This is a genomic window from Streptomyces sp. NBC_00341 (assembly GCF_041435055.1).
GTDB lineage: Bacteria > Actinomycetota > Actinomycetes > Streptomycetales > Streptomycetaceae > Streptomyces.
In genome coordinates this window covers 3,138,849-3,162,195 of the sequence record NZ_CP108002.1, presented here as the reverse complement: position 1 = coordinate 3,162,195, position 23,347 = coordinate 3,138,849, and the positions used below count along the sequence as shown (strand labels likewise).

At 71.5% G+C, this 23,347-nt stretch carries 23 protein-coding genes, 1 pseudogene and 1 riboswitch; of the genes and pseudogenes, 14 read left to right on the top strand and 10 right to left on the bottom strand.

Features of this window, described 5'->3' with window-relative positions:
• Positions 1 to 12: 12 nt before the first annotated feature.
• Together proP and bcp are read right to left on the bottom strand one after the other, a co-directional pair.
• Complete coding sequence (proP, locus tag OG892_RS14140; protein ID WP_328866924.1) at positions 13 to 1,509, bottom strand: glycine betaine/L-proline transporter ProP; 1,497 nt, start codon at positions 1,507 to 1,509, stop codon at positions 13 to 15.
• Positions 1,510 to 1,651: 142 nt separating this feature from the next.
• A complete protein-coding gene (gene bcp, locus OG892_RS14135; protein WP_327337071.1) occupies positions 1,652 to 2,119 on the bottom strand; it encodes a thioredoxin-dependent thiol peroxidase in 468 nt (155 codons plus the stop codon).
• A 127-nt stretch (positions 2,120 to 2,246) separates the two neighbouring features.
• Here bcp and OG892_RS14130 point away from each other — a divergent pair, with 127 nt between their 5' ends.
• From OG892_RS14130 to OG892_RS14120, 3 genes are all read left to right on the top strand, one after another.
• Positions 2,247 to 2,567, top strand: a complete 321-nt coding sequence (locus OG892_RS14130; protein WP_073738237.1) for a DUF3618 domain-containing protein — start codon at positions 2,247 to 2,249, stop codon at positions 2,565 to 2,567.
• Between the two features lie 46 nt (positions 2,568 to 2,613).
• Entirely contained in the window at positions 2,614 to 2,952 is a 339-nt protein-coding gene (locus OG892_RS14125) for a co-chaperone GroES (RefSeq protein ID WP_031087845.1), read from the top strand.
• 56 nt (positions 2,953 to 3,008) lie between these two features.
• Positions 3,009 to 3,073: riboswitch (guanidine-III (ykkC-III) riboswitch) on the top strand.
• Between the two features lie 39 nt (positions 3,074 to 3,112).
• A complete protein-coding gene (locus tag OG892_RS14120) occupies positions 3,113 to 3,433 on the top strand; it encodes a multidrug efflux SMR transporter (RefSeq protein ID WP_024491021.1) in 321 nt (106 codons plus the stop codon).
• 77 nt (positions 3,434 to 3,510) lie between these two features.
• Here the strand turns inward: OG892_RS14120 and OG892_RS14115 are convergent, their stop codons facing one another.
• Positions 3,511 to 6,051 (bottom strand): transglycosylase domain-containing protein, encoded by a 2,541-nt coding sequence (locus tag OG892_RS14115; protein ID WP_371629342.1) that lies wholly within the window; start codon positions 6,049 to 6,051, stop codon positions 3,511 to 3,513.
• A 174-nt stretch (positions 6,052 to 6,225) separates the two neighbouring features.
• Here OG892_RS14115 and OG892_RS14110 point away from each other — a divergent pair, with 174 nt between their 5' ends.
• The 4 genes and pseudogenes from OG892_RS14110 (at position 6,226) to OG892_RS14095 (ending at position 9,751) form a co-directional block, all read left to right on the top strand.
• Positions 6,226 to 7,026: an ABC transporter permease gene (locus OG892_RS14110; RefSeq protein ID WP_371629341.1), complete on the top strand. Its 801-nt coding sequence runs from the start codon at positions 6,226 to 6,228 to the stop codon at positions 7,024 to 7,026.
• On the top strand, positions 7,019 to 7,888 hold the full coding sequence (locus OG892_RS14105; RefSeq protein WP_328866926.1) for an ABC transporter permease: 870 nt from the start codon (positions 7,019 to 7,021) through the stop codon (positions 7,886 to 7,888). The genes OG892_RS14110 and OG892_RS14105 overlap by 8 nt, the downstream gene beginning before the upstream one ends.
• A 29-nt stretch (positions 7,889 to 7,917) precedes the next feature.
• Positions 7,918 to 8,916: pseudogene (locus OG892_RS14100) on the top strand (ATP-binding cassette domain-containing protein); the annotation flags it as partial.
• Between the two features lie 136 nt (positions 8,917 to 9,052).
• Entirely contained in the window at positions 9,053 to 9,751 is a 699-nt protein-coding gene (locus tag OG892_RS14095) for a DUF1707 domain-containing protein (RefSeq protein ID WP_073738241.1), read from the top strand.
• A 125-nt stretch (positions 9,752 to 9,876) separates the two neighbouring features.
• On the opposite strand, the gene OG892_RS14090 is transcribed toward OG892_RS14095, so the two are convergent.
• Positions 9,877 to 11,121, bottom strand: a complete 1,245-nt coding sequence (locus OG892_RS14090; RefSeq protein WP_371629340.1) for an SGNH/GDSL hydrolase family protein — start codon at positions 11,119 to 11,121, stop codon at positions 9,877 to 9,879.
• Positions 11,122 to 11,265: 144 nt separating this feature from the next.
• Here OG892_RS14090 and OG892_RS14085 point away from each other — a divergent pair, with 144 nt between their 5' ends.
• Positions 11,266 to 12,642 (top strand): DUF445 domain-containing protein, encoded by a 1,377-nt coding sequence (locus OG892_RS14085; RefSeq protein ID WP_371629339.1) that lies wholly within the window; start codon positions 11,266 to 11,268, stop codon positions 12,640 to 12,642.
• 163 nt (positions 12,643 to 12,805) lie between these two features.
• On the opposite strand, the gene OG892_RS14080 is transcribed toward OG892_RS14085, so the two are convergent.
• The gene (locus tag OG892_RS14080; RefSeq protein ID WP_073738373.1) at positions 12,806 to 13,108 is read right to left on the bottom strand and encodes a hypothetical protein; all 303 of its coding nucleotides are present in this window, start codon (positions 13,106 to 13,108) and stop codon (positions 12,806 to 12,808) included.
• A 184-nt stretch (positions 13,109 to 13,292) separates the two neighbouring features.
• On the opposite strand from OG892_RS14080, the gene OG892_RS14075 reads away from it, so the two are divergent.
• From OG892_RS14075 to OG892_RS14065, 3 genes are read left to right on the top strand one after another with little or no spacing between them, the layout of a single operon-like run.
• Positions 13,293 to 14,804, top strand: a complete 1,512-nt coding sequence (locus tag OG892_RS14075; RefSeq protein WP_328696798.1) for an MFS transporter — start codon at positions 13,293 to 13,295, stop codon at positions 14,802 to 14,804.
• Positions 14,801 to 15,379, top strand: coding sequence for a TetR/AcrR family transcriptional regulator (locus tag OG892_RS14070; protein ID WP_073738244.1), 579 nt, complete (start codon positions 14,801 to 14,803; stop codon positions 15,377 to 15,379). Before OG892_RS14075 ends, OG892_RS14070 begins: the two co-directional genes overlap by 4 nt.
• 45 nt (positions 15,380 to 15,424) lie before the next feature.
• A complete protein-coding gene (locus OG892_RS14065) occupies positions 15,425 to 15,976 on the top strand; it encodes a hypothetical protein (protein ID WP_371629338.1) in 552 nt (183 codons plus the stop codon).
• Between the two features lie 10 nt (positions 15,977 to 15,986).
• Here OG892_RS14065 and def read toward each other — a convergent pair whose 3' ends face one another.
• The gene (def, locus tag OG892_RS14060) at positions 15,987 to 16,646 is read right to left on the bottom strand and encodes a peptide deformylase (protein ID WP_371629337.1); all 660 of its coding nucleotides are present in this window, start codon (positions 16,644 to 16,646) and stop codon (positions 15,987 to 15,989) included.
• 109 nt (positions 16,647 to 16,755) lie between these two features.
• Between def and OG892_RS14055 the strand changes: the two genes are divergently transcribed.
• Entirely contained in the window at positions 16,756 to 17,343 is a 588-nt protein-coding gene (locus tag OG892_RS14055; RefSeq protein WP_371629336.1) for a winged helix-turn-helix domain-containing protein, read from the top strand.
• A 98-nt stretch (positions 17,344 to 17,441) separates the two neighbouring features.
• On the opposite strand, the gene OG892_RS14050 is transcribed toward OG892_RS14055, so the two are convergent.
• Both OG892_RS14050 and OG892_RS14045 read right to left on the bottom strand, forming a co-directional pair.
• Complete coding sequence (locus OG892_RS14050) at positions 17,442 to 17,933, bottom strand: GNAT family N-acetyltransferase (protein ID WP_073738246.1); 492 nt, start codon at positions 17,931 to 17,933, stop codon at positions 17,442 to 17,444.
• A gap of 99 nt (positions 17,934 to 18,032) precedes the next feature.
• Entirely contained in the window at positions 18,033 to 18,386 is a 354-nt protein-coding gene (locus OG892_RS14045) for a hypothetical protein (protein ID WP_371629335.1), read from the bottom strand.
• A 395-nt stretch (positions 18,387 to 18,781) separates the two neighbouring features.
• Between OG892_RS14045 and OG892_RS14040 the strand changes: the two genes are divergently transcribed.
• Complete coding sequence (locus tag OG892_RS14040) at positions 18,782 to 19,717, top strand: acetamidase/formamidase family protein (RefSeq protein ID WP_371629334.1); 936 nt, start codon at positions 18,782 to 18,784, stop codon at positions 19,715 to 19,717.
• Between the two features lie 61 nt (positions 19,718 to 19,778).
• Here the strand turns inward: OG892_RS14040 and OG892_RS14035 are convergent, their stop codons facing one another.
• On the bottom strand, positions 19,779 to 21,686 hold the full coding sequence (locus OG892_RS14035; RefSeq protein ID WP_371629333.1) for a protein kinase: 1,908 nt from the start codon (positions 21,684 to 21,686) through the stop codon (positions 19,779 to 19,781).
• A 187-nt stretch (positions 21,687 to 21,873) separates the two neighbouring features.
• On the opposite strand from OG892_RS14035, the gene OG892_RS14030 reads away from it, so the two are divergent.
• Positions 21,874 to 22,545: a GNAT family N-acetyltransferase gene (locus OG892_RS14030; RefSeq protein WP_371629332.1), complete on the top strand. Its 672-nt coding sequence runs from the start codon at positions 21,874 to 21,876 to the stop codon at positions 22,543 to 22,545.
• Here OG892_RS14030 and OG892_RS14025 read toward each other — a convergent pair.
• Positions 22,529 to 23,275, bottom strand: coding sequence for a DUF1838 family protein (locus OG892_RS14025; protein WP_073738251.1), 747 nt, complete (start codon positions 23,273 to 23,275; stop codon positions 22,529 to 22,531). The genes OG892_RS14030 and OG892_RS14025 overlap by 17 nt on opposite strands.
• Between the last annotated feature and the right edge of the window lie 72 nt (positions 23,276 to 23,347).

Sequence of the window (23,347 nt, the reverse complement as noted above, 5' to 3'; positions counted from 1 at the left end):
GTAGGTGAAGGGTCAGAACTTCGGGTCCGGGGTCTGGTTCGCGACCAGTTCCTCCGCCTCCTCGCTCGTCTCCACCGAGGGCGGCGAGCCGTCCAGCGGCTTGTTGGCGGTCTCCTTCATGCAGGCCACCGCGATCACGCCGACCACGGCCGCGCCCATCGCGTAGTACGCCGGCATCAGGTTGGTGCCCGAGACGCTGATCAGGGCGGTGATGACGAACGGGGTCGTACCGCCGAAGATCGACGCCGACAGGTTGTAGCCCACCGACAGGGAGCCGTAGCGGACCTGGGTGGGGAACAGGGCCGGGAGGGCGGCGGACATCGTGCCGAGCATGCAGACCAGCGAGAGGCCCAGCATCAGCATGCCGAGCGAGACGGCCGGAATGCTTCCCTGCCGGATGAGCAGGAACGCGGGCAGGGAGAAGACCAGGAAGCCGAGCATGCCCGTCATCAGGAGCGGCTTGCGGCCGAAGTGGTCGGAGAGCTTGCCGACCTGGCTGATGATCAGCATCAGGAAGACCATGACGGCGAGCAGGATGAGCAGTCCGTGGGTCTCGCTGTAGCCGAGCTCGTCGGAGAGGTACGTCGGCATGTACGAGAGCAGCATGTAGTCGGTGATGTTGTACGCGCCGACCAGGCAGATGCAGAGGATCAGCGTCGGCCAGTAGTCGCGGAAGATCTTGGCGAGGTCGCCCTTCGCGGTCACCTCGACGCCGTCCGCCGCCTCGGTGGCGTGTGCCGTGCCGCCCTCCAGCTTCTGGAAGGCGGGGGTCTCGTCGAGGCGCAGTCGCAGGTAGAGGCCGACGAGGCCGAGCGGGCCGGCGACGAGGAAGGGGATGCGCCAGCCCCAGGTCTCCATCTGGCCGGTGTCCAGGAGCGCGTAGAGCAGGGTGACCAGGCCGGAGGCGCCCACGTAGCCGGCGAGCGTGCCGAATTCGAGGAAGCTGCCGAAGTAGCCGCGTCGCTTGTCGGGGGCGTACTCGGCGATGAAGGTGGAGGCGCCGCCGTACTCACCGCCGGTCGAGAAGCCCTGGAGCATCCGGAAGAAGATCAGGAGTACGGGGGACCAGAGGCCGATGGAGCCGTGTGAGGGGATGAGGCCGATCGCGAAGGTGCCGATCGCCATCATGATCATGGTGAGGGCGAGGATCTTCTTGCGGCCGACCTTGTCACCCATGGGCCCGAAGAACATGCCACCGAGGGGGCGCACGAGGAAGGCGACGGCGAAGGTCGCGAAGGAGGAGAGGAGCTGGGTGGTGTCGCTCCCTCCCGGGAAGAAGACGTGGCCCAGGGTCGCGGCCATGTAGGAGTAGATGCCGAAGTCGAACCACTCCATGGCGTTGCCGAGCGAGGCCGCTTTCACGGCGCGCTTGACCGCCTGGTCGTCCGTGATGGTGATGTCCGTCCGCCGCAGCTTGGGATTCTGCCGTTTGCGGATGGCGCGGAAGAGGGCGGGATGGCGTTTGACCGCTTCGGGGTCGGCCGCCTGATGGGGGTCGGAGGCCGCCATGGCCGGGTCCTTTCCTCGGTGGGTGTTCCAGGGAAGGCTTCTGCGCGGTCATGGCGGTCGCAAACCGAATCGGCGGGGGATTGGGATGTCCATCACATTTTTTCGGCCATTCGGCCCAATCCCCGGCCGCCGGATGCGGTCGTCAGATCCCGAGGTCCCTGATGATCTTCGCGACGTGGCCGGTGGCCTTGACGTTGTAGAAGGCGTGCTCGATCTTGCCCTCTTCGTCGACGACGACCGTGGAGCGGATGACGCCCGTCACCGTTTTGCCGTAGAGCTTCTTCTCGCCGAAGGCGCCGTAGGCCTCCAGGGTCTCCTTGGCCGGGTCACCGACGAGCGTGACCTTGAGGTTCTCCTTCTCGCGGAACTTGGCGAGCTTCTCGGGCTTGTCGGGGGAGACGCCGATGACGTCGTATCCGGCACCGGCCAGCAGGTCGAGGTTGTCGGTGAAGTCGCAGGCCTGCTTGGTGCAGCCGGGGGTAAGAGCCGCCGGGTAGAAGTAGACGATGACTTTGCGGCCCTTGTGGTCCGCGAGCGAGACGTCGTTGCCGTCGGCGTCGGGGAGGGTGAAGGCCGGGGCGGTGTCGCCGGGCTGGAGTCGCTCGCTCATGGTTCTCCTCGTTGGTACGTGGGGTGTACGGGACCGAGAGTAATAGGGGTGCCGCCGGGTGCGGGGGCGGTCGAGCTGACAGACTGTCGATGAAGGTTTACCGGACGAGGACCACGGAGGCGGCGCAGTGTCGGATGCCAGGAGCCCTGCGCAGATCGAGGCGGACATCATCACCAGGCGCGAGCAGCTCGCGGTGGTGCTCGATGAGATCGGGGTGCGGGTGCACCCGAAGACGATCATGGGTGACGCGAAGGCGAAGGCCGCCGAGGCCGTGGACCGGACGGCCGGGCGGGCGTTCGTCGCGGTGAACCGGACGGTGTCCGACGTGAAGGCGCAGTTCGTCACGGAGGACGGCGCGCCGCGGCTGGAGCGGGTGATTCCGGCGGCGCTGCTCGCGGTGGGTGTGGTCGGGCTGCTCACGGTGTCCGCCCGGCGGAAGAAGCGTTGAGCCCCGAGGGCGCGGGGCGGAGTCGCGGCCAGGTAGGTTGCGGGGCGTGAGCGAGAACACCGACGACAAGCTGCCCATCCGGATGCTGCACGACCGTGTGCTGGTCCGGTCCGATTCGCCCGAGGGTGAGCGGCGTTCCGGCGGCGGCATCCTGATTCCGGCGACGGCCGCGGTCGGTCGCCGTCTGGCGTGGGCCGTGGTGGTGGCCGTGGGGCAGAACGTGCGGACGGTGGAGCCGGGGGACCGGGTGCTGTACGACCCCGAGGACCGTGCCGAGGTCGAGGTGCGGGGGGTGGCGTACGTGCTGATGCGGGAGCGGGATCTGCACGCGGTGGCGGCGGACCGGTTCGAGGGCTCGGTGGATTCGACCGGTTTGTATCTGTAGCCCCCAATAGTGGTGTGCAGGGCCTGGTGACCGTTGTCACCAGGCCTTTTGCCTGTTCTTTGCTACGGTGGTGGGACCCCGACGAGACGCGCCGTACCGGGCTTCGCAAAGACGACGCACCCGTGTTGTCCGCGTGTTCTGTGTCGTCGGAGGTTCTGTCATGGCGTGGGTTCTGCTGGTGATCGCCGGTCTGCTGGAAGTGGCCTGGTCGATCGGGATGAAGTACACCGAGGGGTTCACCCGGTTGTGGCCGAGTGTGTTCACGGGTCTCGGGATCGTGGCGAGCATGGTGTTGCTGTCCCATGCGGCGCGGACGCTGCCCATCGGTACGGCGTACGGCGTCTGGGTGGGTATCGGTGCGGCCGGTGCCGCGGTGCTGGGCATGGTCGTGCTGCACGAGCCGGTGACGGCGGCCCGGATCTTCTTCGTGTGTCTGCTGCTGGTGGCCGTCGTGGGGCTGAAGGCGACCTCGGGTCACTGACGGTTTCTGAGGGTCAGTGACGGTTTCTGAGGGTCAGTGACGGTCACTTCGGGTCTCCGGTGGGCTGCCTCTGCCTCTCAGAGGCGCCCGGGGGCGCGGGTGCCTCGGGCGCCTTCCAGGAGGCCGCCGGTGGTGCCCGCGCCGTCGTCCGCTCCGCCGTTGTCCCCGCCGCCGCTGTCGCCGCCTCCGGTGTCCGTGCCGCCGTCGGCTCCACCGCCTGTACCGCCGGCCGCCCCGTCCGTGCCGCCGTCCGTGCCGCCTGGGGTGTCGGTGCCGCCGGTGGGGGTGCCGGTGGTGGCGGGCGGGCTTTCCGGGGTGGACGGGGTGGTGGGCGGCGTGCTGGACGGAGTGTTCGAGGTGGTGCCGGAGGGGGTCCGGGACGGCTGACCGGTGTCGCCGGGTGCGCTGCTCTGCGTGCTGGGCGGTTCGGTTTCGTCGGTGCCGCTCTCCAGGTCGAGCGTGAAGTTCTTGACGGGGGTGCCGCGCAGGGCGGCTCCGGTGTACTGGGCCCAGGTCTCGGCGGGGGCGCCGCCGCCGTTGACGCGGGGCAGTCCGAGCGCGCCGTAGAGCGGTTTCTGTACGCCGGTGGCGGGGTCCTGGCCCATGACGGCGATGACGGTGGCGAGTTCGGGGGTGTAGCCGGCGAACCAGGCGGCCTTGTCCTCCTCCGCGGTGCCGGTCTTTCCGGCGGCGGGGCGGCCCGCGCCCTGGGCGGCGGTTCCGGTGCCGCCGTCGACGACGCTCCGCAGGATCGAGGTGGTGGTGTCGGCCGCCTGTCGGCTGACGGCCTGCTTGGTGCTGCGGTCGGGGAGCTTGACCGCCGTACCGTCCTTGGTGACCTTGTCGACGAGGACGTGGGCGCCGTGCCTGCCGTGGCCGGCGAGGGTGGCGTAGGCGTCGGTCATGTCCAGGACGCTGGCGGTGGCGGGGCCGAGCGCGATCGACGGGGACGCCGTGAGGTCGGGGGTGTCCTTGGGGATGCCGAGGTCGACGGCGGTCTGGCGGACCTTGCCGGGGCCTACGTCCTCGGCCATCTGGGCGTAGACGGCGTTGACGGACTTGTCGGTGGCGGCGCTGACGGTGATGGGCCCGTAGCTGCGGTCGTCCTCGTTGGCGGGCGAGTAGCCGGTGGGCCCGTCGGGGCCCTGGACCATGCGCTTGTTGGTGCCGTCGTAGAGGGTGGTGGGGGTGATGCGCCGGCCGTCCTGGGTGGTGGAGTCGTTGGCGACGGCGGAGGTGAAGACGAACGGCTTGAAGGTGGAGCCGACCTGGTAGTCGGTGCGGGTCGCGTTGTTGACGTACTGCCGGGTGTAGTCGATGCCGCCGTACATGGCGACGACGCGGCCGGTCGCGGGGTCGATGGAGGCGCCGCCGACGCGGACGTTGCGGTCGGCCTTGTTCTGTTTGCTGGTCTTGGACATGACGTTGTCGTCGACGGCCTCGACGAGGGCGTCCTGTTTCTTCTTCTCCAGCGTGGTGGTGATCCGGTAGCCGCGGGTGGCGAGGGTCTTCTCGTCGAGGATGTCGTTGCGGACGAGGTAGTCCTCGACGGCCTGGACGATGTAGCCGCGCTGTCCGGAGAGGCTGTTGGCGGGCTTGACCGGGCCCGACGGGGGGAAGGTCATGGCGGCGCGTTCGCCGGCGCCGAGCCAGTCCTCCTTGACCATGCCGTCGAGTACGTAGTTCCAGCGGGCGACGGCGGCGCTCTTGTTCTCCGGGTGGGTGATGACGTCGTACGCGCTGGGCGCGTTGAGCAGGGAGGCGAGGTAGGCGCCCTCGGCGGTGGTGATGTCGCCGATGTCCTTGCTGTAGTAGGCCTGGGCGGCGGCCTGGATGCCGTAGGCGTTGCGGCCGAAGTAACTGGTGTTGAGGTAGCCCTCGAAGATCTGGTTCTTGGATTCCTCGCGGTTGAGCTTGATCGCGATGAAGAACTCCTTGATCTTGCGGCCGACGGTCTGTTCCTGGCCCAGGTAGTAGTTCTTGACGTACTGCTGCGTGATGGTCGAGCCGCCCTGTTTGCCCTTGCCGGTGAAGGTGTTCCAGCCGGCCCGGAACATCGCCTTGATGTCGACGGCGCGTTCGGAGTAGAAGTCGCGGTCCTCGGCGGCGAGGACCGCCTGCTGGACGGTGCGGGGGACCTGGGCGAGCTTGATGTTCTCCCGGTTGACCTCGCCGTCGCGGGCGATGACGCTGCCGTCCTTGTAGAGGTAGACGTTGGACTGGGCGGTGGCACTGGCGTTGGCGGAGGGGATGTCGACGAGCTCGTACCCGGCGATGAAGCCGCCGATCAGGACCAGGGCGACGAGGAGGATGCCACCGAGCACCATCCGCCAGGTGGGGACGGCGCGGCGCCAGCCCGTGCGTTTGGGGCGCTTGGGCTTCTTCTGCTTCGCGCCGTCCGTGCTGCTCGGCCCGTCCGTGCTGCTGGTGCCGCTCGTACCGCTGGTGTCGTTCGTGCCGCTTGTATTGGTCTTTCCGTTCGGCCCGGTCGCCTCGTTGGCGGGGTCTGAGGCAGGGGTGCCCTGTCCTCCGGGGGCGGCGGCGTCGGCAGGCAGGTCTCTGGGGGTCCAGCCCCTGCGGTCGGGGTCCCCGTTCTGCTGCTGTGGCTCGTCGCTCATGTCGGTGCAGACTCCTCGGCCGCGGTCAGTTCCCCCATAGTGCCCTTTTCTCCGGTATAACCACCGGATCTGCCCCCGAAAAGCGGTCGCGGCGGCTGCCCCGGCTGGACTAGGCTCGTGCGCTTTGGTGCCGAGTGCCGGGCGGCGTCACAGGCGGCGGGGGGTGGGGGTGCGGTGCGGCTCTATGCGGTGGTGGCGGCGGGCGGGTTCCGGCGCTATGCCACGTACCGGATCGCGACGGTCGCGGGGATCTTCACCAACACCGTCTTCGGCTTCATCATGGCGTACACGTATGTGGCCCTGTGGGACGAGCGTCCGCAGCTCGGCGGCTACGACATGCCGCAGGCGCTCACGTACGTATGGCTGGGCCAGGCGCTGCTGATGACGTGCGCGATGATGGGCGGCGGCTTCGAGGACGAGCTGATGGAGCGGATCCGTACCGGCGATGTCGCGGTCGATCTCTACCGGCCGATCGATCTCCAACTGTGGTGGCTGGCAGGTGACTTGGGCCGTGCCGCGTTCCACCTGCTGGGGCGCGGCATCGTGCCGATGCTGCTGGGCTCCATGGCCTTCGAGCTGGCGCTGCCCACGTCGCCGGGGATCTGGCCGGCGTTCCTGGTCTCCGTGGCGCTGGGCGTCGTGGTGAGTTTCGCGATCCGCTATCTGGTGGCGCTGTCCGCGTTCTGGCTGATGGACGGGGCGGGGGCGGCGCAGATCGCGTTCCTGGCGGGGATGTTCTTCTCCGGGCTGCTGCTGCCGCTGAACCTGTTCCCGGGGCTGCTGGGCGAGGTGGCGCGGGCGTTGCCGTGGTCGGCGCTGCTCCAGGTGCCGGCCGATGTGTTCCTGGGCAAGCGCACGGGCTGGAGCCTGGTGCGCGCGTACGGGTTCCAGGCGGGCTGGGCGCTGGCGCTGCTGCTCGTCGGGCGGCTGATGCAGTCGGCGGCGACGCGGAGGGTGGTGGTCCAGGGTGGCTGAGGTGCTGGAGACGGTGGAGGCGGAGCCGCCCGTCGCGGTGTTCGAGCCCCGGTCGCGGGTGGTTGACGGGGTCAGGGCGTACGGGCTGATCGCCGCGATGTGGCTGCGCTCGACGATGGCGTACCGGGCGTCGTTCGTGATGACGGCGTTCGGCAACTTCGCGGCGACGGCGTTCGACTTCGTCGCGATCATGCTGATGTTCTCGCACGTGGACGTGCTGGGCGGATACACGCTGCCGGAGATCGCCCTGCTGTACGGGGCCGCGGGCACGGCGTTCGGCCTGGCGGATCTGGTGATGGGCTCGATGGACCGGCTGGGCCGGCGGGTGCGGGACGGGACGCTGGACACCCTGCTGGTGCGGCCGGTTCCGGTGCTGGCTCAGGTGGCGGCGGACCGGTTCGCGCTGCGCAGGCTGGGGCGGATCACGCAGGGGGCGCTGGTGCTGGGCTATGCGCTGGTGACCCTGGACATCGACTGGACCGCCGCGCGGGTCCTGATGGTGCCGCTGATGCTGCTGAGCGGGGCGGCGATCTTCGGTGCGGTGTTCGTGGCGGGGGCGGCGTTCCAGTTCTTCGCGCAGGACGCCTCCGAGGTGCAGAACTCCTTCACGTACGGGGGCAACACGCTGCTCCAGTACCCGCCGACGGTCTTCGCGAAGGACCTGGTGCGCGGGGTCACGTTCGTCGTGCCGCTGGCGTTCGTGAACTGGCTGCCGGCGCTGTACGTGCTGGGCCGGCCGTATCCGCTGGACCTGCCGGACCGGGTGGCGTTCCTGCCGCCGGTGGTGGCGGCGCTGTGCTGGGTGGTCGCGGGCCTGGCCTGGCGTGCGGGTCTGCGGGCGTATCGGAGTACGGGAAGTTGACGATCATCGAGCGGGGCGGGGCATCGGACATGGGCGTGGGCAGCGGCAGTGACACCGGAGGCGGTACCGGCGACGGGTTCATCGAGCTGGACGGACTGGAGAAGGTGTTCGACGTCCGCCGCCGTACGGGCTTCCTGCGCAGCGAACGCCGCGAGGTGCGGGCCGTCGACGGCATCAGCTTCCGGGTGGAGCGCGGTGAGATGGTCGGCTACATCGGTCCGAACGGGGCGGGGAAATCCACGACGATCAAGATGCTGACGGGCATCCTCACCCCGAGCGGCGGTTCGCTGCGGGTGGCGGGCATCGACCCCTCGCGGGAGCGTACGAGGCTGGCGCACCGGATCGGCGTGGTGTTCGGGCAGCGCACCACGCTCTGGTGGGACCTGCCGCTGCGCGACTCCTACCGGCTGGTCCACCGGATGTACCGGGTCCCGGACGCCCGCTTCCGGGCCAACCTGGAGCGCTGCGTCGAACTCCTCGACCTGGAGGAGCTGTTGGAGGTACCGGTGCGGCAGCTCTCGCTGGGGCAGCGGATGCGCGGCGACATCGCGGCGGCCCTGCTGCACGATCCCGAGGTGCTGTACCTGGACGAGCCGACGATCGGCCTCGATGTGGTGTCGAAGGCCAAGGTGCGTGGATTCCTGCGGGACTTGAACGCGGAGCGCGGTACGACGGTGCTGCTCACCACCCACGATCTGACGGACATCGAGCAGTTGTGCAAGCGGGTGATGGTGATCGACCACGGCCGTCTGATGTACGACGGTGCGCTGTCCGGCCTGCACGAGGTGGGGGAGAGTGAGCGGACGCTGGTGGTCGACCTGGAACGCGAACTCCCGCCCATCCGGCTGGAGTCGGAGCCCTCGGTGCGCACCGTGAAGGTGGAGGGGCCGCGGCAGTGGCTGGCGTTCCCGGCGTCCGCGTCCGCGGCGCCCCTGGTGGCACGGATCGCCGCGGAGTACCCGATGGTGGACCTCTCGGTGCGGGAGCCCGATATCGAGGCCGTGATCGCCAAGATGTACGCGTCGGCCAAGGAACCGGCCAAGGAACCGGCCAGGAATCCGGCCAATACACCGGCCGAGGAACCGGTCACGGAGGCGCCTGCGGGGCCGGCTTCGGGCAGGTAGTCCGGTGACGGAAGCCCGGCCGTTCAATAGGCTGCGCGCTATGAGTAGCGAACTTCCTGACATGCGCGCCTCCGACGCCGAGCGTGAACGCATCGCCGAGATCCTGCGCGAGGCGGTGGCCGAGGGCCGGCTGGAGATGGAGGAGTTCGAGCAGCGCCTCGACGCCGCCTACAAGGCCCGCACGCACGGGGAGTTGGAACCGATCGTCCGCGATCTTCCGGCCGTCGGCGCGGCGGTGGCGCCGGTGGCCGCGGGGCAGCCCCGAACCGGTTCGATGGCCCGCTGGTCGGACCGGGTGGGCACGCCCGCGACATCGGGCGGCGCCTTCGCGTTCTGGGGCGGGTTCAGCCGCCGGGGCAACTGGACGGTCGGCCGGAAGTTCACCGCGTTCGCGATGTGGGGCGGTGGTGAGATCGATCTGCGCGAGGCGAACTTCGAGGACCGCGAGGTGGTCATCCGCTGCTTCGCGTTCATGGGCGGTATGCAGGTGACGGTCCCGCCGGACCTGAATGTCGAGGTCCGGGGCATCGGCGTGATGGGCGGCTTCGGGGAGAACACGAAGGACGAGGGCTTCCCGGCCCCGGACTCGCCCCGGGTGCGGGTCACCGGCTTCGCGCTGATGGGCGGCGTCGGCGTGGAGCGCAAGCGGAGCAAGGCGGAGAAGCAGCGGCTGCGGGAGGCGGAGCGCTCGCGCGGCCGGCTGGAGAAGGGCGACGGGGGCGGGGGGAAGGGCAAGTAGCCCCAACGCCCCGGCCCCGTCCCGCCGTCCTGCCGTCCCGCCGTCCCCCCGTCCTGCCGTCCCCCCGTCCTGCCGTCCCGCGTGCCCTCGCCCCGTCCCTCGCCCCGTCTTGCGGCGCCCGTTCCTTACAGCGCGTCGGACGACGGCCGGACGCTCACCAGGTCGGCCAGGTCCACCAGGGAGCCCAGGCGCTGGTAGCCCGCGTCGTTCAGGTGGAGGTGGTCACCGCAGTCGTAGGCGGGGTTCAGCCGGTACGGGTGGCCCGGGTCGCGCATGTCGCGGTCGAAGTCCAGGACCTGGTCGAAGACCCCGCCGGCCCGGATCGTCTCGTTGACCCGGTTGCGTACGGCGTCCTGGGCGGGGGTCCAGCTGCGGTAGCCGTTGTACGGCATCAGGGTCGCGCCGACGACCCGCATCCCGCGCGCGTGGGCCCGCTGCGTCATGCCGCGCAGGGCGTCCGTGATCCGCCGCGGGTCCGTCTGCTGCGGGAAGCCCTGCACGTCGTTGATGCCGAGGGCGATGATGACGGTCTTCGCGCCGCTGATGTCCAGCGCGTCGCGCTGGAAGCGGTCCAGGGCGCGGGGCCCGATGCCGTCGTGCAGGATGCGGTTGCCGCCGATGCCTTGGTTGACCACCGCGTAGCGGCCGTTCAGCCGGTCGGAGAGGACGTCGGGCCAGCGGCTGTTCGCGTCGGTGGTGGAGCCGGTCCCGGCGGTGAGCGAGTCACCGAGCGCGACGACGGTTCCGGTGGCGGTCGTGCTGCGCACGTCCACGGCGGTGAGGTAGCGCCAGGCGGTGCTGCGCCAGGTGCCCTTCGTGGTCTCCAGGTAGGAGCTCTGGTGGCTGTTGGGGTGTGCCGTGACCGGTCCGCTCGCGTGGGGGGTGCGCAGGGTGACGACGAGGTCGGCGTCGGCGGCGACCGGGACGACGACGGGGTCGCTGACGATCTTCGCGCCCGCGGCGACGGTGGTGGCCGGGGCGCCGCGGAAGGTCACCGGGCGGGTGTTCACGGTGACGTTGTCGATCAGCAGCGGCTGGGTACCGAAGAGGTTGGAGAGGGTGACGCGGGCCGCGTTGCCGCCGATGCTGGTGTGAACGACGTTGCGGATGGTGCGGTGGGTCAGGTCCTGGTCGTGGTTCGGGTCGGGAGCGCCGAGGACGGGTGCGGCCGCCCAGGTGGCGAGCCAGAGCCCGGCGGAGCGGGCCGGGGCCGCGGGCGGGCGGCCCGTGCTCTGCGGCGCGGCGGACGCGGAGGCCTTCGCCCGGGGCCCGGAGAACAGCATCGAGCCGGCGAACGCCACGACGGCGGCGAGCGCGGCGGTGCCGGTCACGAGAGCTATGAGCAGGGCGTACCCCTGGCGCCTGGGCATGGGCGGTGTTTCTCCTCTGTTCGTGGGCCGGTTCCATGATGCGGCAGGGCGCGGGGAACTCAACGTGCGGCCCGGGAGTAGGTCGGGTAAGGACAATGCGTACGGGGCGTCGGGGGACGATGCGTACGCGGACGGGTGGAGTGGATGGAACGGATCGAAGGCACCGGACCCGGCGAGCGGGAGGCCGGTGCGCAGACGGGCGGGAGCGCGGGCCCGGGGGGCAGGGGTGCGGGCAGCCGCCGCCCGGCCTCCCTGGCCTCGTTCTCGTACACCGCCGCGGACGAGGAGAAGCGGCGCGGCGTACGGCGGATGAAGACCACGGCCACGGGCCTCCTTCTGCTGGTCGCGCTGGTGTACGTCCTTGCCACCTGGGCGAAGAACGAGGGGGTGGGCGGCTGGCCGGGCTTCGTCGCCGCGGCCGCCGAGGCGGGCATGGTGGGTGCGCTGGCCGACTGGTTCGCCGTCACGGCGCTCTTCAAGCGTCCGCTCGGCCTGCCGATTCCGCACACCGCCATCATTCCCACGAAGAAGGACCAGCTTGGAGCCTCACTCGGTTCCTTCGTGGGCGAGAACTTTCTGTCGGGTGATGTCGTACGGGACCGGATCCACTCCCTCGGCATCGGCGGCAGGCTCGGTGCGTGGCTCGCGGAACCGGCCCACGCGGACCGGGTCACGGCCGAGCTGTCGACCGCGCTGCGCGGTGCGCTGACGGTGCTGCGCGACTCGGATGTGCAGGCCGTGGTGGGTGAGGCGATCACCCGGCGGGCGAACGCGGCGGAGATCGGTCCGGGTCTCGGCAAGATGCTGGAGAAGGTCGTCGCGGACGGCGGCCACCGCAAGGTGGTGGACCTGGTGTGTGTCCGGGCTCACGACTGGCTGGTGCTGCACGGCGACTCGGTGATGGACGCGGTGCAGGGCGGCGCGCCGGGCTGGACCCCGCGGTTCGTGGACAAGCGGGTGGGGGAGCGGGTCTACAAGGAGCTGCTGCGCTTCCTCACGGAGATGCGCGACATGCCGGGGCATCCGGCGCGCGGCTCGATCGACACGTTCCTGACGGACTTCGCGGCCGACCTCCAGACGGACTCGGAGACCAGGGCCCGGGTGGAGCGGCTGAAGTCGGAGGTGCTGGGGCGCGGCGAGGTGCAGGACGTCATCGCGTCCGCCTGGTCCTCGGTCCGCACGATGGTCATCGCGGCGGCAGAGGACGAGCAGAGCGAACTGCGGCTGCGCGCCCGTGCCTCCCTGATGTCCCTGGGCGCCCGCCTGGCGACCGACGGCCGCCTCCAGGCGAAGCTGGAGGGCTGGCTGGAGGACGCGGCGGTGTACGTCGTCACGACGTACCGGACGGAGATCACGTCGCTGATCAGCGACACGGTGGCCGGCTGGGACGCGGACCAGACATCGAAGAAGATCGAGGCCCACATCGGCCGCGACCTGCAGTTCATCCGCATCAACGGCACGGTCGTGGGCGCGCTGGCGGGCCTGGCGATCTATTCGGTGTCCCGAGCGCTGGGAGGCTGAGGCGGCTCAGGTACGCCCGTCGGCGGGCCCACCAAGCCCGTCCGCCGGCCAAATCAAGCCCGTCCGGCGATTGAGGACAACCGGCTCCCCGGACGGGCTCACCCGCGCCTCGCCCGGTCCCCCCGGGGCCCCGCCCCGCGCCCCGCCCCCCGGAAGGCGCCGCTCAGGCCGCGCGCCGCGTGACCGCCCAGGACGCGGCGGCCACCGTGCCCGCCACGGTGAAGACCGCGGGCCAGGCACCGATCCGCTTGGCGAGCGGGTGCGATCCGGCGAAGGCGGCGACGTACGCGGTGGTCAGCCCGACGGCGGCGCGCGTCCCGGCCCGCCGGTTCCACTCGTACGCCGCCGCGGTGCCCGCCGCGGCCAGGGCGACGCCGCCCAGCGGCCGCTTCCTGGTCCACCGCGCCACCGCGTAGCCGCCGACCAGCCCGCTCGCCGCCACTGCCGTTGCCGGAATCCTCGCCATCGCGGCCACCTTCACCTTCGCGTCCGTCGTCCGGTGCCGCTTCTCGGGCCCCGATCCCGGATCCGAGGCTAACGCGGCTTTCCGGCGTCCCGTCGCCGAGGGGGTGTACGTGCGTTTACCCTAGGACTCCGGGGGTGAACGCACGTACACCCCTGCCTCGCCGCCGAGCACCGTACGGAGAGCCATGCCCGCGGACATACCCGCCCCAGCCGATCCCGGCACCCCCGCCGTCCAGGCCCCGCACCCCCGCTTCGCCGTCGGCGTGCTGGCGTTCTGCGGTGTCGTGGTCGCGGTCATGCAGACGATCGTCGTCCCGCTGCTGCCGCACATCCCCGAGCTGACCGGCGCCACCCCCGCCGCCGCGAGCTGGCTGGTCACCGTCACGCTCCTCACCGGCGCGGTCTTCACCCCGGTCCTGGGCCGGGTCGGCGACATGTACGGCAAGCGGCGGGTGCTCGTCGCCTCGCTCGCGGTGCTGGTGGTGGGCTCGGTGCTCTGCGCGGTCAGCTCGCACATCGGCGTCCTGATCACCGGCCGCGCCCTCCAGGGCGCTGCGATCGCCGTCGTACCGCTGGGCATCAGCATCCTGCGCGACGAGCTGCCGCCCGAGCGCGTGCTGTCCGCCGTCGCGCTGATGAGCTCCACGCTCGGGATCGGCGCGGCCGTCGGTCTGCCGATCGCCGCGGTCGTCGTGGAGAACTTCGACTGGCACACGATGTTCTGGGTCTCCGGCGTGATCGGACTCATCGACATCGCGCTGGTCCTGCGCTGGGTGCCGGAATCCCCGCTGCGCAGCCGGGGCCGCTTCGACGCCGTCGGCGCGCTGGGCCTGTCCGCCGCACTGGTCTGCCTGCTGCTCGCGGTCACCCAGGGCGCCGACTGGGGCTGGGGTTCGGTCCGGACGGTGGGCCTGCTCGTGACGGCGGTCGTGGTGGCGCTGCTCTGGGGCGCGTACGAGCTCCGCGTCGCGACGCCCATGGTCGACCTGCGGGTCTCCGCCCGCCCGGCCGTGCTGCTCACCAATATCGCCGCCCTGCTGATCGGCTTCGCGTTCTACGCGAACTCGCTGGTGACCGCCCAGATGGTGCAGGAGCCGAAGGCCACCGGTTACGGGCTCGGCGCCTCGCTCGTCGTCAGCGGCCTGTGCCTGCTGCCCGGTGGTGTGGCGATGGTGGCGCTCTCGCCCGTCTCGGCGCGGATCTCCGCCAAGCGCGGCCCGAAGGTCAGCCTGGCGCTGGCGGCCGGGATCATCGCCCTCGGTTACGGGGTGCGCTTCTTCACCAGCCACAGCCTGTGGCTGATCGTCGCCGGAGCCACCGTCGTCGCGTCGGGCACGGCCATCGCGTACTCGGCCCTGCCCGCCCTCGTGATGCGCGGGGTCCCGGTCAGTGAGACCGGGGCGGCCAACGGACTGAACACCCTCATGCGGTCGATCGGGCAGGCCTTCTGCAGTGCGACGGTGGCCGCGGTCCTGGCCAACATCACGTTCCAGGCTGGGGGACGTACGGCTCCGACCCTCCACGCGTACCAGTTGGTCTTCGTGATCGCGGCGGGCGCGGCGCTCGCCGCGCTGGTCGTCACACTGTTCCTGCCGGGCCACCGGCAGGCCGGGGCGGGTACGGTCGGGGAGAGCCGCAAGGCGCCGGGCATCCGCGAGGGCGGTGTACGGACAGCACAGATCCAGGAGGGCGCATGACCGGCGGCCAGGCCACCGCACCGGCCACCGGGTCCGCGGACGCGGGCACCGGACGGGGTGCGATCCTGCGCGCGGCCCGGCGGGCGTTCACCCAGCGTCCGTACGCCGAGGTGACGATCCGCCAGATCGCCGCGGACGCCGGGGTGAGCCCGGCCCTGGTGGTCAAGCACTTCGGCCGCAAGGAGGAGCTGTTCAACACCGTGGCCGACTTCGGCCCGGCCGCCGCGGAACTGTTCGACGCCCCGCTCGCCCGGCTGGGCCGCCACCTGGTCGTCACCCTGGTGACCCGGCGCCGCGAGCTCAACTCGGACCCGCTCCTGCGCGTGGTGTTCTCCCTCGGCAACCAGGACGAACGCTCGCTGCTGCGCGACCGGTTCCACGAACAGGTCACCGACGCCCTGACCGCCCGGCTCTCCGGCCCCGACCGGGTGCTGCGGGCCGAGCTGCTGGCCGGCCATCTGCTCGGCCTCGGCGCCACCCTCAGCCTGCACCGCGAGGGAGCCGGCGCCCTGGCCACCCCGGAACACATCGCAGACCTCTACGCACCCGCGCTCCAGAAGCTGATCACGGGCTGAGCGGTCCGGGGTAAGGTCTGGGCCATTCGACGAGGGGGGCCTCCTGTGACCGACCGTATCCGCATCCACGCCCGCAGACACGCGGCGGTACTGGCCGTGGCGGCCGCTCTGGTGACCGCGCTGGCGGGCTGCTCGGAGGCGACCACGTCGCAGGGGCCCGGGGCCGATGTCCCGCAGGTGGCCCCGTCGGTGTACGAGTCGGCGGAGGCCGCCGCGGAGCCGGCGGGCGACGAGGCGGGGGACGCGGAGGCGGGCGGTGACGCGGCGGCGTACACGACCCCCGGCCCCGAGAAGGTCCGGGACGCCTTCGCCGGTCTCCAGGCCACCCTCCAGGAAACCTGCACCCCCGGCGCCGGGGACTGCGCCTACTTCCTGGGCCGGGTGAACGAGGAACTCACCGGCATGGAGGCCTCGATGAAGGTGGACCCGCAGGGGCCCGGTCACTTCAAGGAGCCCCTGGGGTGGACGGCGACGCTGCGCACCGTACTGGCCGGTGACACCTCCACGGCCAATCTGGAGAAGCACTTCAAGGACCTGGTCAGCACCCGCGACCGCATCAACTCGTGGATGCAGGGCCACCCGGAGGACTACCGCTGACGGCCCGAGGTCACTTGCCCAGCTTCGCCGCCCGCGCGGCGCGCCGGGCGAACGTCTCCTCCTTGGCGGCGTCCATCTCGCGCAGGGCCGTCTTCCGGTCGCGCTGGGCGAGCCGGTCCAGATAGAGGTGGCCGCGCAGGTGGTCCGTCTCGTGCTGGAGGCAGCGGGCGAAGTAGCCCCGGCCCTCGATGACCAGCGGATCGCCGTCCTTGTCCCGGCCGCGTACGACGGTACGGTCCAGCCTCGACACCATCCGGTAGGGGCCCGGGACGGACAGACACCCCTCGGACTCCTCGACCAGCCTGCGCTGTTCGGGCGGCACCTCGTCCAGGACGGGATTGGCGATGTGCCCGACATGGCGCACCCCCCAGTCGTCCGTGATGTCCCACATGAACAGCCGCAGGTCCACACCGACCTGGTTGGCGGCGAGTCCGGCGCCCTCCGCCACCTGGTTGGTGGCGAACATGTCGTCGACCAGCCGGGCGAGTTCGGGGGTGCCGAACTCGGTGACCTCCCGGCAAGGGCGGCGCAGGATCTCCTCACCGACGACGGTGATCCGGCGCACCGAGCCCCGTTCGGTCTCCGGCGCGAACCGGGGAAAGGAGTCGACGGGTACGCCCTGCACGCGTACCCGGCGGTCCTGCGAGGTGTCATCGAACCGAGCGGCCATGGGGATGATCAACGCCTTCCGCGCACAAGGGAGTCGGCCGGGGGCGGCCTGGACAGCCGACGGGCGGCCGGTTTGACCGAACGCTTTGCAAAGTAGCACCCTTTGCAAAATGAGCGATGAAAAGCGTCAGGCCGGGTCCACGGGTCCGCTGCCGTACCGGGCCCGCAAGCCGCTCCCGGACCACCCCGTCCGGGTAGCCCTGCTCGATCTGCTCGCGGAGGCCGGCACGGTGACGTCCACCGAGGCCGCCGCCCGCCTCGGCCACAGCTCCGGCCTCTGCTCCTTCCACCTGCGCCAACTCGCCGCGCACGGCCTCATCGAGGAGGCCCCGCACAAGGGCGGCCGGGTGCGGCCGTGGCGGCTGCGCTGGGAGCCCTCCCGCGAACCGGGTCAGGAGGGCGAGGCCGAGTTCGACGCGCTCGCACGCGGACTGGAGGACGAGAGCTACCAACACTGGCTGAGCCACCGCGACCGGGCGCCGGCCGAGTGGCGGCAAGACGATTCGTTCAGTGCCGTCATTCACATCACCCCGGCGGAGATGGCCGAACTCGCCTCCACCGTGCGCGACTTGCTGGCTGTTTACCGCGAGCGCGAGGACCACCCGGGGGCGCGCCCCGCAGACGCCGTGGCCGTGGCGGCGGTCACCAGGCTCTTCCCGCTGCTGGCCGACAACCCCGGTCGTCCGCACCCGGTCTGACGGCCTGCTGATTACTCCGTATCCGTACCCGTATCCGTATCCCGTAGCTGTACGGACCCGGCCGATGATTCCCGTATCCGCACGGCCCCCGGCCTGCCCTACCGCTGGAGGGCCGGGTTCGGTGCCAGTTGCAGTTCGGCCACCACCTGGTCGCCGCTGAGCTCGCCGGTCGTCCGGAATCCGAGCTTTCGGTAGAACCCCTCGGGCCCGTGCTCGCCGGGCACGTACGAGACGGTCGTACGTGTCTGCCCGCGTCGGCGCAGCTCGTCGTTGACGGCCTCCACCGCGAACCGTCCGTAGCCCCGGGTCTGCTGTCCGGCGGCGATGTTCAGCCGCCAGAGCCCGGAGCGCGGCCGGTCGCCCGGCTCCCCGGGGTGGAAGCGCACGTCGAGGAAGGCCATCACGAAGCCGACGATCCGCCCGTCGTCGACGATCAGCCGGGGCCACGCGGTCTCGGGCGAGGCGTACGCCTGGGCCAGGGACCAGGCGACCGGCTTCACGAGTCCGTCCTGGTCGGGGCGGACCCGCAGGGCGCAGGCGTCCTCGACGTTGTCGGACGTGACCGTGACGAGGCGGGGTGAGGAAGGCATCCCCGCAAGCTACCGGCGCGGCCGGATACCCGCCCGTGAATATCGGCCGCCCGGCCTTGCTCCTTCCCGCCGCCCCGCCACGGTACGACCGCAGCCGGATCAGCTGAAGACGACCGACCGGAGCTTGAGCCGGCTGGAGGCGTGGCCGCCGTCGGGCCGCAGGGTGTAGTGGGCGCCGTCGCAGTCCGGGCCGGTGAAGACCGTCGCGGTCGAACCGGTGTTGTTCCAGGGCTTGTCGGCGGGCTCCGAGGTGTGCGTGTCGGCCACTCCGGGCAGGGTGACGCACTCCCGGCTGGGCGGGTCGAGCAGGACGACCGCCTGCCGGTGTCCCGCCGTGGTGGTGTACGTGTACGCGAACTGGCCTTCGGCCGCAGCCGCGTTCGCGGAGCCGGGGAGGCTGACGACGAGCGCGAGCGCGCCGAGGGCGGCGGCAGCAGTGGTACGAAGTCGCATGGTGGGGAAACTCCTTGTGGGGTTCGCCGTGCGGTTCGCCGCACGGTTGGACCGGGGCCTGGCCGGGCCGGCACGGTTCGACCGGGACCGGATCGGAACGAAACAAGATCGTTCCGGCCAGAGTCTGGCCCCGCAGCGGCCCCGCCGGGCCACGGATTCACTCGCACGCGGTACGTGCTCACCCGAACGGGAACCGCCTCATGGGCCCGCCTTCGGCCATGTGGGTCAGGCCGCGGTACGGGCCGCCCCGGACCGGCTGTGTTGTGCAACCCGCACGGCCGCGCCAGGATCGGCGGTGCCGTGCGGACGGCAGCCCCCGCCGGCCGAGGCAGCGCACGCGCCGACGAACGCACGCACCGCATCGCACCGAACCCGACCTGGAGGCCCCGCCGTTCATGAGTGACTTCAGCATCCACCGCGGACAGGTGCACCACGCCTGGGACCGGACGGTCAAGCCCGTCGCCACGCTCGACCCCGGCGACGAGGCGGTCCTGGAGTTCCAGGACGCGAGCGGCGGCCAGCTGGCCGCCGGATCGACCGCCGCAGACCTTTCCGAGCTCGACTTCGGCACCCTCAACCCCGTCACCGGCCCCCTGTACGTGGCCGGGGCCGAGCCCGGTGACGCGCTGGTCGTCGACGTCCTCGACGTACAGGTCGGGGAGTGGGGCTGGACGGCCTGCCTGCCCGGGTTCGGGCTGCTCACCGACGACTTCCCCGACCCGTACCTGCGCATCTCGACGATCACCGGCGGCTACGCCGAACTGCTGCCCGGCCTGCGGATCCCGGTGGTGCCGATGATCGGCACCACCGGCGTCGCCCCGCCGGAGCCCGGACGGCACTCGGTCATCCCGCCCCGCCGCTGGGGCGGCAACATGGACATCCGCCACATCGGCCCCGGCGCCCGGCTCATCCTGCCCGTCGGGGTGCCGGGCGCCCTGCTCTCGGCGGGCGACGCGCACGCCGCGATGGGCGACGGAGAGGTCTGCGGTACGGGCATCGAGACGCGGGCGACGGCGCGGCTGCGGGTGGACGTCCGCAAGGGCGCGGCGCCCCGTACACCGGTGATCGAGACGGACCCGGTCAGCGCCAGGACCGGCGCCGCCCTGGCCACGACGGGCATCGGACCGGACCTGATGGAGGCGGCGAAGGACGCGGTCCGCGCGCTGATCGACGAGATCTCGGCCCGGACGGGGCTCGTCCCGCAGGACGCCTACCTGCTGGCGAGCGTGGCGGCGGACCTGAAGATCTCCGAGATCGTGGACGCGCCGAACTGGGTGGTATCGGCCCATGTGGAGCGGGAGCTGCTGGGCGGGGCGCAGGCGCGGAGGTAGCCGGCACCGCGGGTGAGGGGCGAGCAGGGGGAGTCCGCCCCGCCGCCCCTCACCCGCTCGCTCAGCTGTCCGCGTTGCGCCAGACGGTCACGTCCACCGTCATGTACGTACTGGGCGAGTCCTCCGGCGAGTGGCCCTGGTACGTCAGCAGGCCCATGTGTCCCGTGCCCGTGATGATGCAGACCTGGCGCCCCTTGGTGAGCTTCTCCAAGGGGATGTTCTTCGCGAACCGGGTGTCCGCGCGGCAGACGTCCAGCGAGCCCTCCTGCCCCGGATTGAGCAGGATCAGCTTCCCCTCGTCGCTCTCCGCGTCGAGGTACCCGCCGCTGTCGTAGGACAGCTCGTACCCCGCGTCCTCGCCCTCCTGGGGCCGGAGGTCCTCGTCCCCGAGCGTCAGGTGGTAACCCTCGGTGAGGTTGATGGACTTGTACTCGGCGGGCTCGGGGTCGGCTTGGGGCGTCGGCTCGGCATCGGTCTCGCTGCCCTTGTCACCGCCCGACGACGAATCGGTCGCGTCCGGTGAGGCGTTGGCCTTGGGGGAGGTGCTGGTCTTCGGGGAGGCGTTGTTCTGCGTCTCCTTGCCGTCGTCCTTGAGCACGTAGTACGCCGCTCCGGCGCCCGCGACGGCGAAGACCACCGCCGCGGCGATGGCGATGACGGCGATCCGGCCGCGCCGGCCCTTCGCGGGCTGGGGTGTTGGGTGGGGCGTGGGGTGGGTCTGGTGCCCCTGGGGTGGCTGCTGCCCGGGGTAGGCCTGCGCCTGCGCGGGGTACGGCCCTGGCGTGTGGGCCGGGGTCTGGTGCTGGGCCTGGGGTTGAGGACCGGTGGGGTACTGCTGGGCGGGATGGGCGGGCTGAGTCGGCTGCGCGTGCGGCGGCTGGAGGGGATAGGAGCCCTGGGACGTCTCGGCGTACTGGCCGGGCGGCGGCGTGGGAGCCGGACCGAACCCCGGGGGCGGGGTGCTCGGCGCCGCCGGAGTGGTCGGTGAGTATCCGGCGGCCCGGCCGGGAGGCGTGGCCGGGGGCGGCGGGGTCTGGGCGGGGGCCGGGGCCGCCGCCCGTACCGTGATGTCGGCGGCGACCGGGCTCGGCAGCCAGTCCTCGGGGCGCCGCAGCACCGTCTCCGCGTTCGCGGTCTGGCACAGCTCGATGACCTCGGCGACCGAGGGCCTGGCCTCCGGGTCCTTGGCCAGGCACCGGCTGACCAGCTCCATCAGCCGTTCCGGTACGCGGCTGAGGTCGGGCTCCTCGTGGACGATCCGGTAGAGCACCCCGTGCGAGGTCCCCTCCCCGAAGGCGGGTGCTCCCGCCGCCGCGAACGCCGCGACCTGGCCGAGGGCGAAGATGTCGGTGGCCGGGGTGACCCGGCGCCCGGCGGCCTGCTCGGGGGCCATGAACGACGGGGTGCCGATGGTGACGCCGCTGCCGGTGAGCGAGGTCGCGTCGGCCGCGTACGCGATGCCGAAGTCGATGACGCGGGGCCCGTCGGCGGCGAGCAGCACGTTGGACGGTTTGAGATCGCGGTGCACGATGCCCGCGCCGTGGATGACGTGCAGCGCCTCGGCCATACCGGCGATCAGCAGCAGCACCGCCTCGACCGGCAGCGCCCCGTGCGCGACGACCGCGTCGGCGAGCGAGGGCCCCGGCACGTAGGCGGTGGCCAGCCACGGCTGCGCGCCGTTGGTGTCCGCGTCGATGACCGGCGCGGTGAACAGCCCCTGCACGCGCTGCGCGGACTGCACCTCCTGGGCGAACCGCCGCCGGAACTCGGGGTCCTCACCGAACTCGGGCCGGATCACCTTGATGGCCACGGGCCGCCCGCCGGGCGTGTACGACAGGTACACCTTGCCCATGCCGCCCGCACCGAGCTTGGCGGCCAGCCGGTATCCGGCGATGGTCGCCGGATCGTCGGCTGTGAGTGGCTGAAAGACCTGGGAGCCGCTGCCCCCGTTTGGCTGCTGACCGCTCATGAACTCGTATCTCCCCCGCAGAGCGCTGCTGTCGAAACGGCACCTTATCCAAATCCGGGCCGGGACAGTCCTTGGAGAGCCGGAGCTTCCGGGCCGAGCAGAGCTGAGTCGAGCCGAGCCGAGTCGAGCCGGGCCGGGCCGGGCCGAGGCAGGTACTCGGCGGGCCCCGTCTGTGACAATTCCCGTCATGCCGTACCTGGTTGCTCCCGCGATACCCGCCGGTGCGCTGGCCGCGACCGGTCAGCCCACCCTGCCCGTCGCCACCGAGGCCGCCCTGCGCCCCTGGCTGCTCACCGACGCCAACGCGGTACGGGAGGCGTTCCGGGACCCGGCGATCCAGCACTGGCACGTCCGGCGGGCCGACTCGGAGGCGGAGGCGCGGGGCTGGATCGAGACGTGGCGGAGCGAATGGCCGTCCGAGCGGGGCGCCCACTGGGCGCTCGTCGACGCGGAGAGCGACGCGCTGCTGGGACGGGTCGCCCTGAAGTCCTTCGATCTGCAGGGCGGTTCGGCCGAACTCGCCTACTGGACCGTCCCGTCGGCCCGCGGCCGGGGCCTGTGCCCCCGGGCGGCCGAGGCCGTCACCCGGTGGGCGCTGTACGAGCGCGGCTTCCACCGCATCGAGCTGGAACACGCGACCGCCAACCACGCGTCCTGCCGGGTGGCGGTCAAGGCCGGATTCGAGGTGGAGGGCATCCGGCGCGGGGCGTGGCTGCACGCGGACGGCCGGCACGACGTGCACCTCCATGCCCGGCTCCGCTCGGAGGATGCGGGTGTGGGTGTGGGTGTGAATGCGGGTACGGGTGCCGGCGCCGATGCGGGGGCCGGGGCCGGTCCGGCTGCTACTGCGGCGGGTTGAGCTTGCGGAAGTACGTCCAGCTGGTCTCGTTCGGCTCGCTCCACTTCTCCGGCGCGTGGGCGAACTCCGGGTGGTGGGCGGCGATGTAGGCCCGGGTCCGCTCGGGGACCTCGGCGTACGAGCCGAGCTTGCGGCCCCGGCAGTGGTAGGTGAGGCCACCGGGCCGCTGACCGCGTGCCATCCATGGGAGCCACGGGGACATCCGGGTCCACGACATGGTGGCCGGCACGCTGGGTGCCGGTCCTGCCAGCTCTGCCCGGTCGGCGAAGAACTGGAAGAGCTCCAGGGCCTTGTACGTGTCACCGGCCGAGTGGACGGGGTACTGGGCCACCGGCAGCGGTGAGGGGTAGGCGAGCGGGATCTCCAGGCTGAAGCAGACCTGCCCGCCCAGCTCGGTCACCGGGACCGGGAAGGGGCGCCACTTCTGGTTCGCCGGGTCGTTCCAGACGTGCACCACGGGCAGGTCCTGCCAGGTCTCCAGGATCTCGCGGCTCGCGGGGTCCAGGTAGAAGGCGGCCTCACGGGTGAGGAGTTGGTAGGCGTCGGGACCGGCGTCGGCATCCTGGACGAGGCGGGAGACGTTGAGCCCCTCGAAGCCGAAGACGCGCTGGTAGGGCTCGTCGGGGGACCAGGCGTACACGTCGCCGGACCACCAGTACGTGACCTCCTCGCCGTCGAGCGAGGCGCGGGTGCGGGCGAAGGAGCGGAGCAGCTCTGCGGGTGTCGTCATACGCCCCACTCTGCGCGTTCCCCCGCCCGTGCCGGGCGGAAACCGCCCGGACGGGCCCGAAGCGGCCGTGGC

Bases quoted from the DNA above. Each gene is read 5' to 3' on its own strand.
- proP (WP_328866924.1), bottom strand. From the start codon at position 1,509: ATGGCGGCCTCCGACCCCCATCAGGCGGCCGACCCCGAAGCGGTCAAA.
- bcp (WP_327337071.1), bottom strand. From the start codon at position 2,119: ATGAGCGAGCGACTCCAGCCCGGCGACACCGCCCCGGCCTTCACCCTC.
- OG892_RS14120 (WP_024491021.1), top strand. From the start codon at position 3,113: ATGGCGTGGGTTCTGCTGGTGATCGCCGGTCTGCTGGAAGTGGCCTGG.
- OG892_RS14115 (WP_371629342.1), bottom strand. From the start codon at position 6,051: ATGAGCGACGAGCCACAGCAGCAGAACGGGGACCCCGACCGCAGGGGC.
- OG892_RS14095 (WP_073738241.1), top strand. From the start codon at position 9,053: ATGAGTAGCGAACTTCCTGACATGCGCGCCTCCGACGCCGAGCGTGAA.
- OG892_RS14090 (WP_371629340.1), bottom strand. From the start codon at position 11,121: ATGCCCAGGCGCCAGGGGTACGCCCTGCTCATAGCTCTCGTGACCGGC.
- OG892_RS14085 (WP_371629339.1), top strand. From the start codon at position 11,266: ATGGAACGGATCGAAGGCACCGGACCCGGCGAGCGGGAGGCCGGTGCG.
- OG892_RS14080 (WP_073738373.1), bottom strand. From the start codon at position 13,108: ATGGCGAGGATTCCGGCAACGGCAGTGGCGGCGAGCGGGCTGGTCGGC.
- OG892_RS14075 (WP_328696798.1), top strand. From the start codon at position 13,293: ATGCCCGCGGACATACCCGCCCCAGCCGATCCCGGCACCCCCGCCGTC.
- OG892_RS14070 (WP_073738244.1), top strand. From the start codon at position 14,801: ATGACCGGCGGCCAGGCCACCGCACCGGCCACCGGGTCCGCGGACGCG.
- def (WP_371629337.1), bottom strand. From the start codon at position 16,646: ATGGCCGCTCGGTTCGATGACACCTCGCAGGACCGCCGGGTACGCGTG.
- OG892_RS14055 (WP_371629336.1), top strand. From the start codon at position 16,756: ATGAGCGATGAAAAGCGTCAGGCCGGGTCCACGGGTCCGCTGCCGTAC.
- OG892_RS14050 (WP_073738246.1), bottom strand. From the start codon at position 17,933: ATGCCTTCCTCACCCCGCCTCGTCACGGTCACGTCCGACAACGTCGAG.
- OG892_RS14045 (WP_371629335.1), bottom strand. From the start codon at position 18,386: ATGCGACTTCGTACCACTGCTGCCGCCGCCCTCGGCGCGCTCGCGCTC.
- OG892_RS14040 (WP_371629334.1), top strand. From the start codon at position 18,782: ATGAGTGACTTCAGCATCCACCGCGGACAGGTGCACCACGCCTGGGAC.
- OG892_RS14035 (WP_371629333.1), bottom strand. From the start codon at position 21,686: ATGAGCGGTCAGCAGCCAAACGGGGGCAGCGGCTCCCAGGTCTTTCAG.
- OG892_RS14030 (WP_371629332.1), top strand. From the start codon at position 21,874: ATGCCGTACCTGGTTGCTCCCGCGATACCCGCCGGTGCGCTGGCCGCG.
- OG892_RS14025 (WP_073738251.1), bottom strand. From the start codon at position 23,275: ATGACGACACCCGCAGAGCTGCTCCGCTCCTTCGCCCGCACCCGCGCC.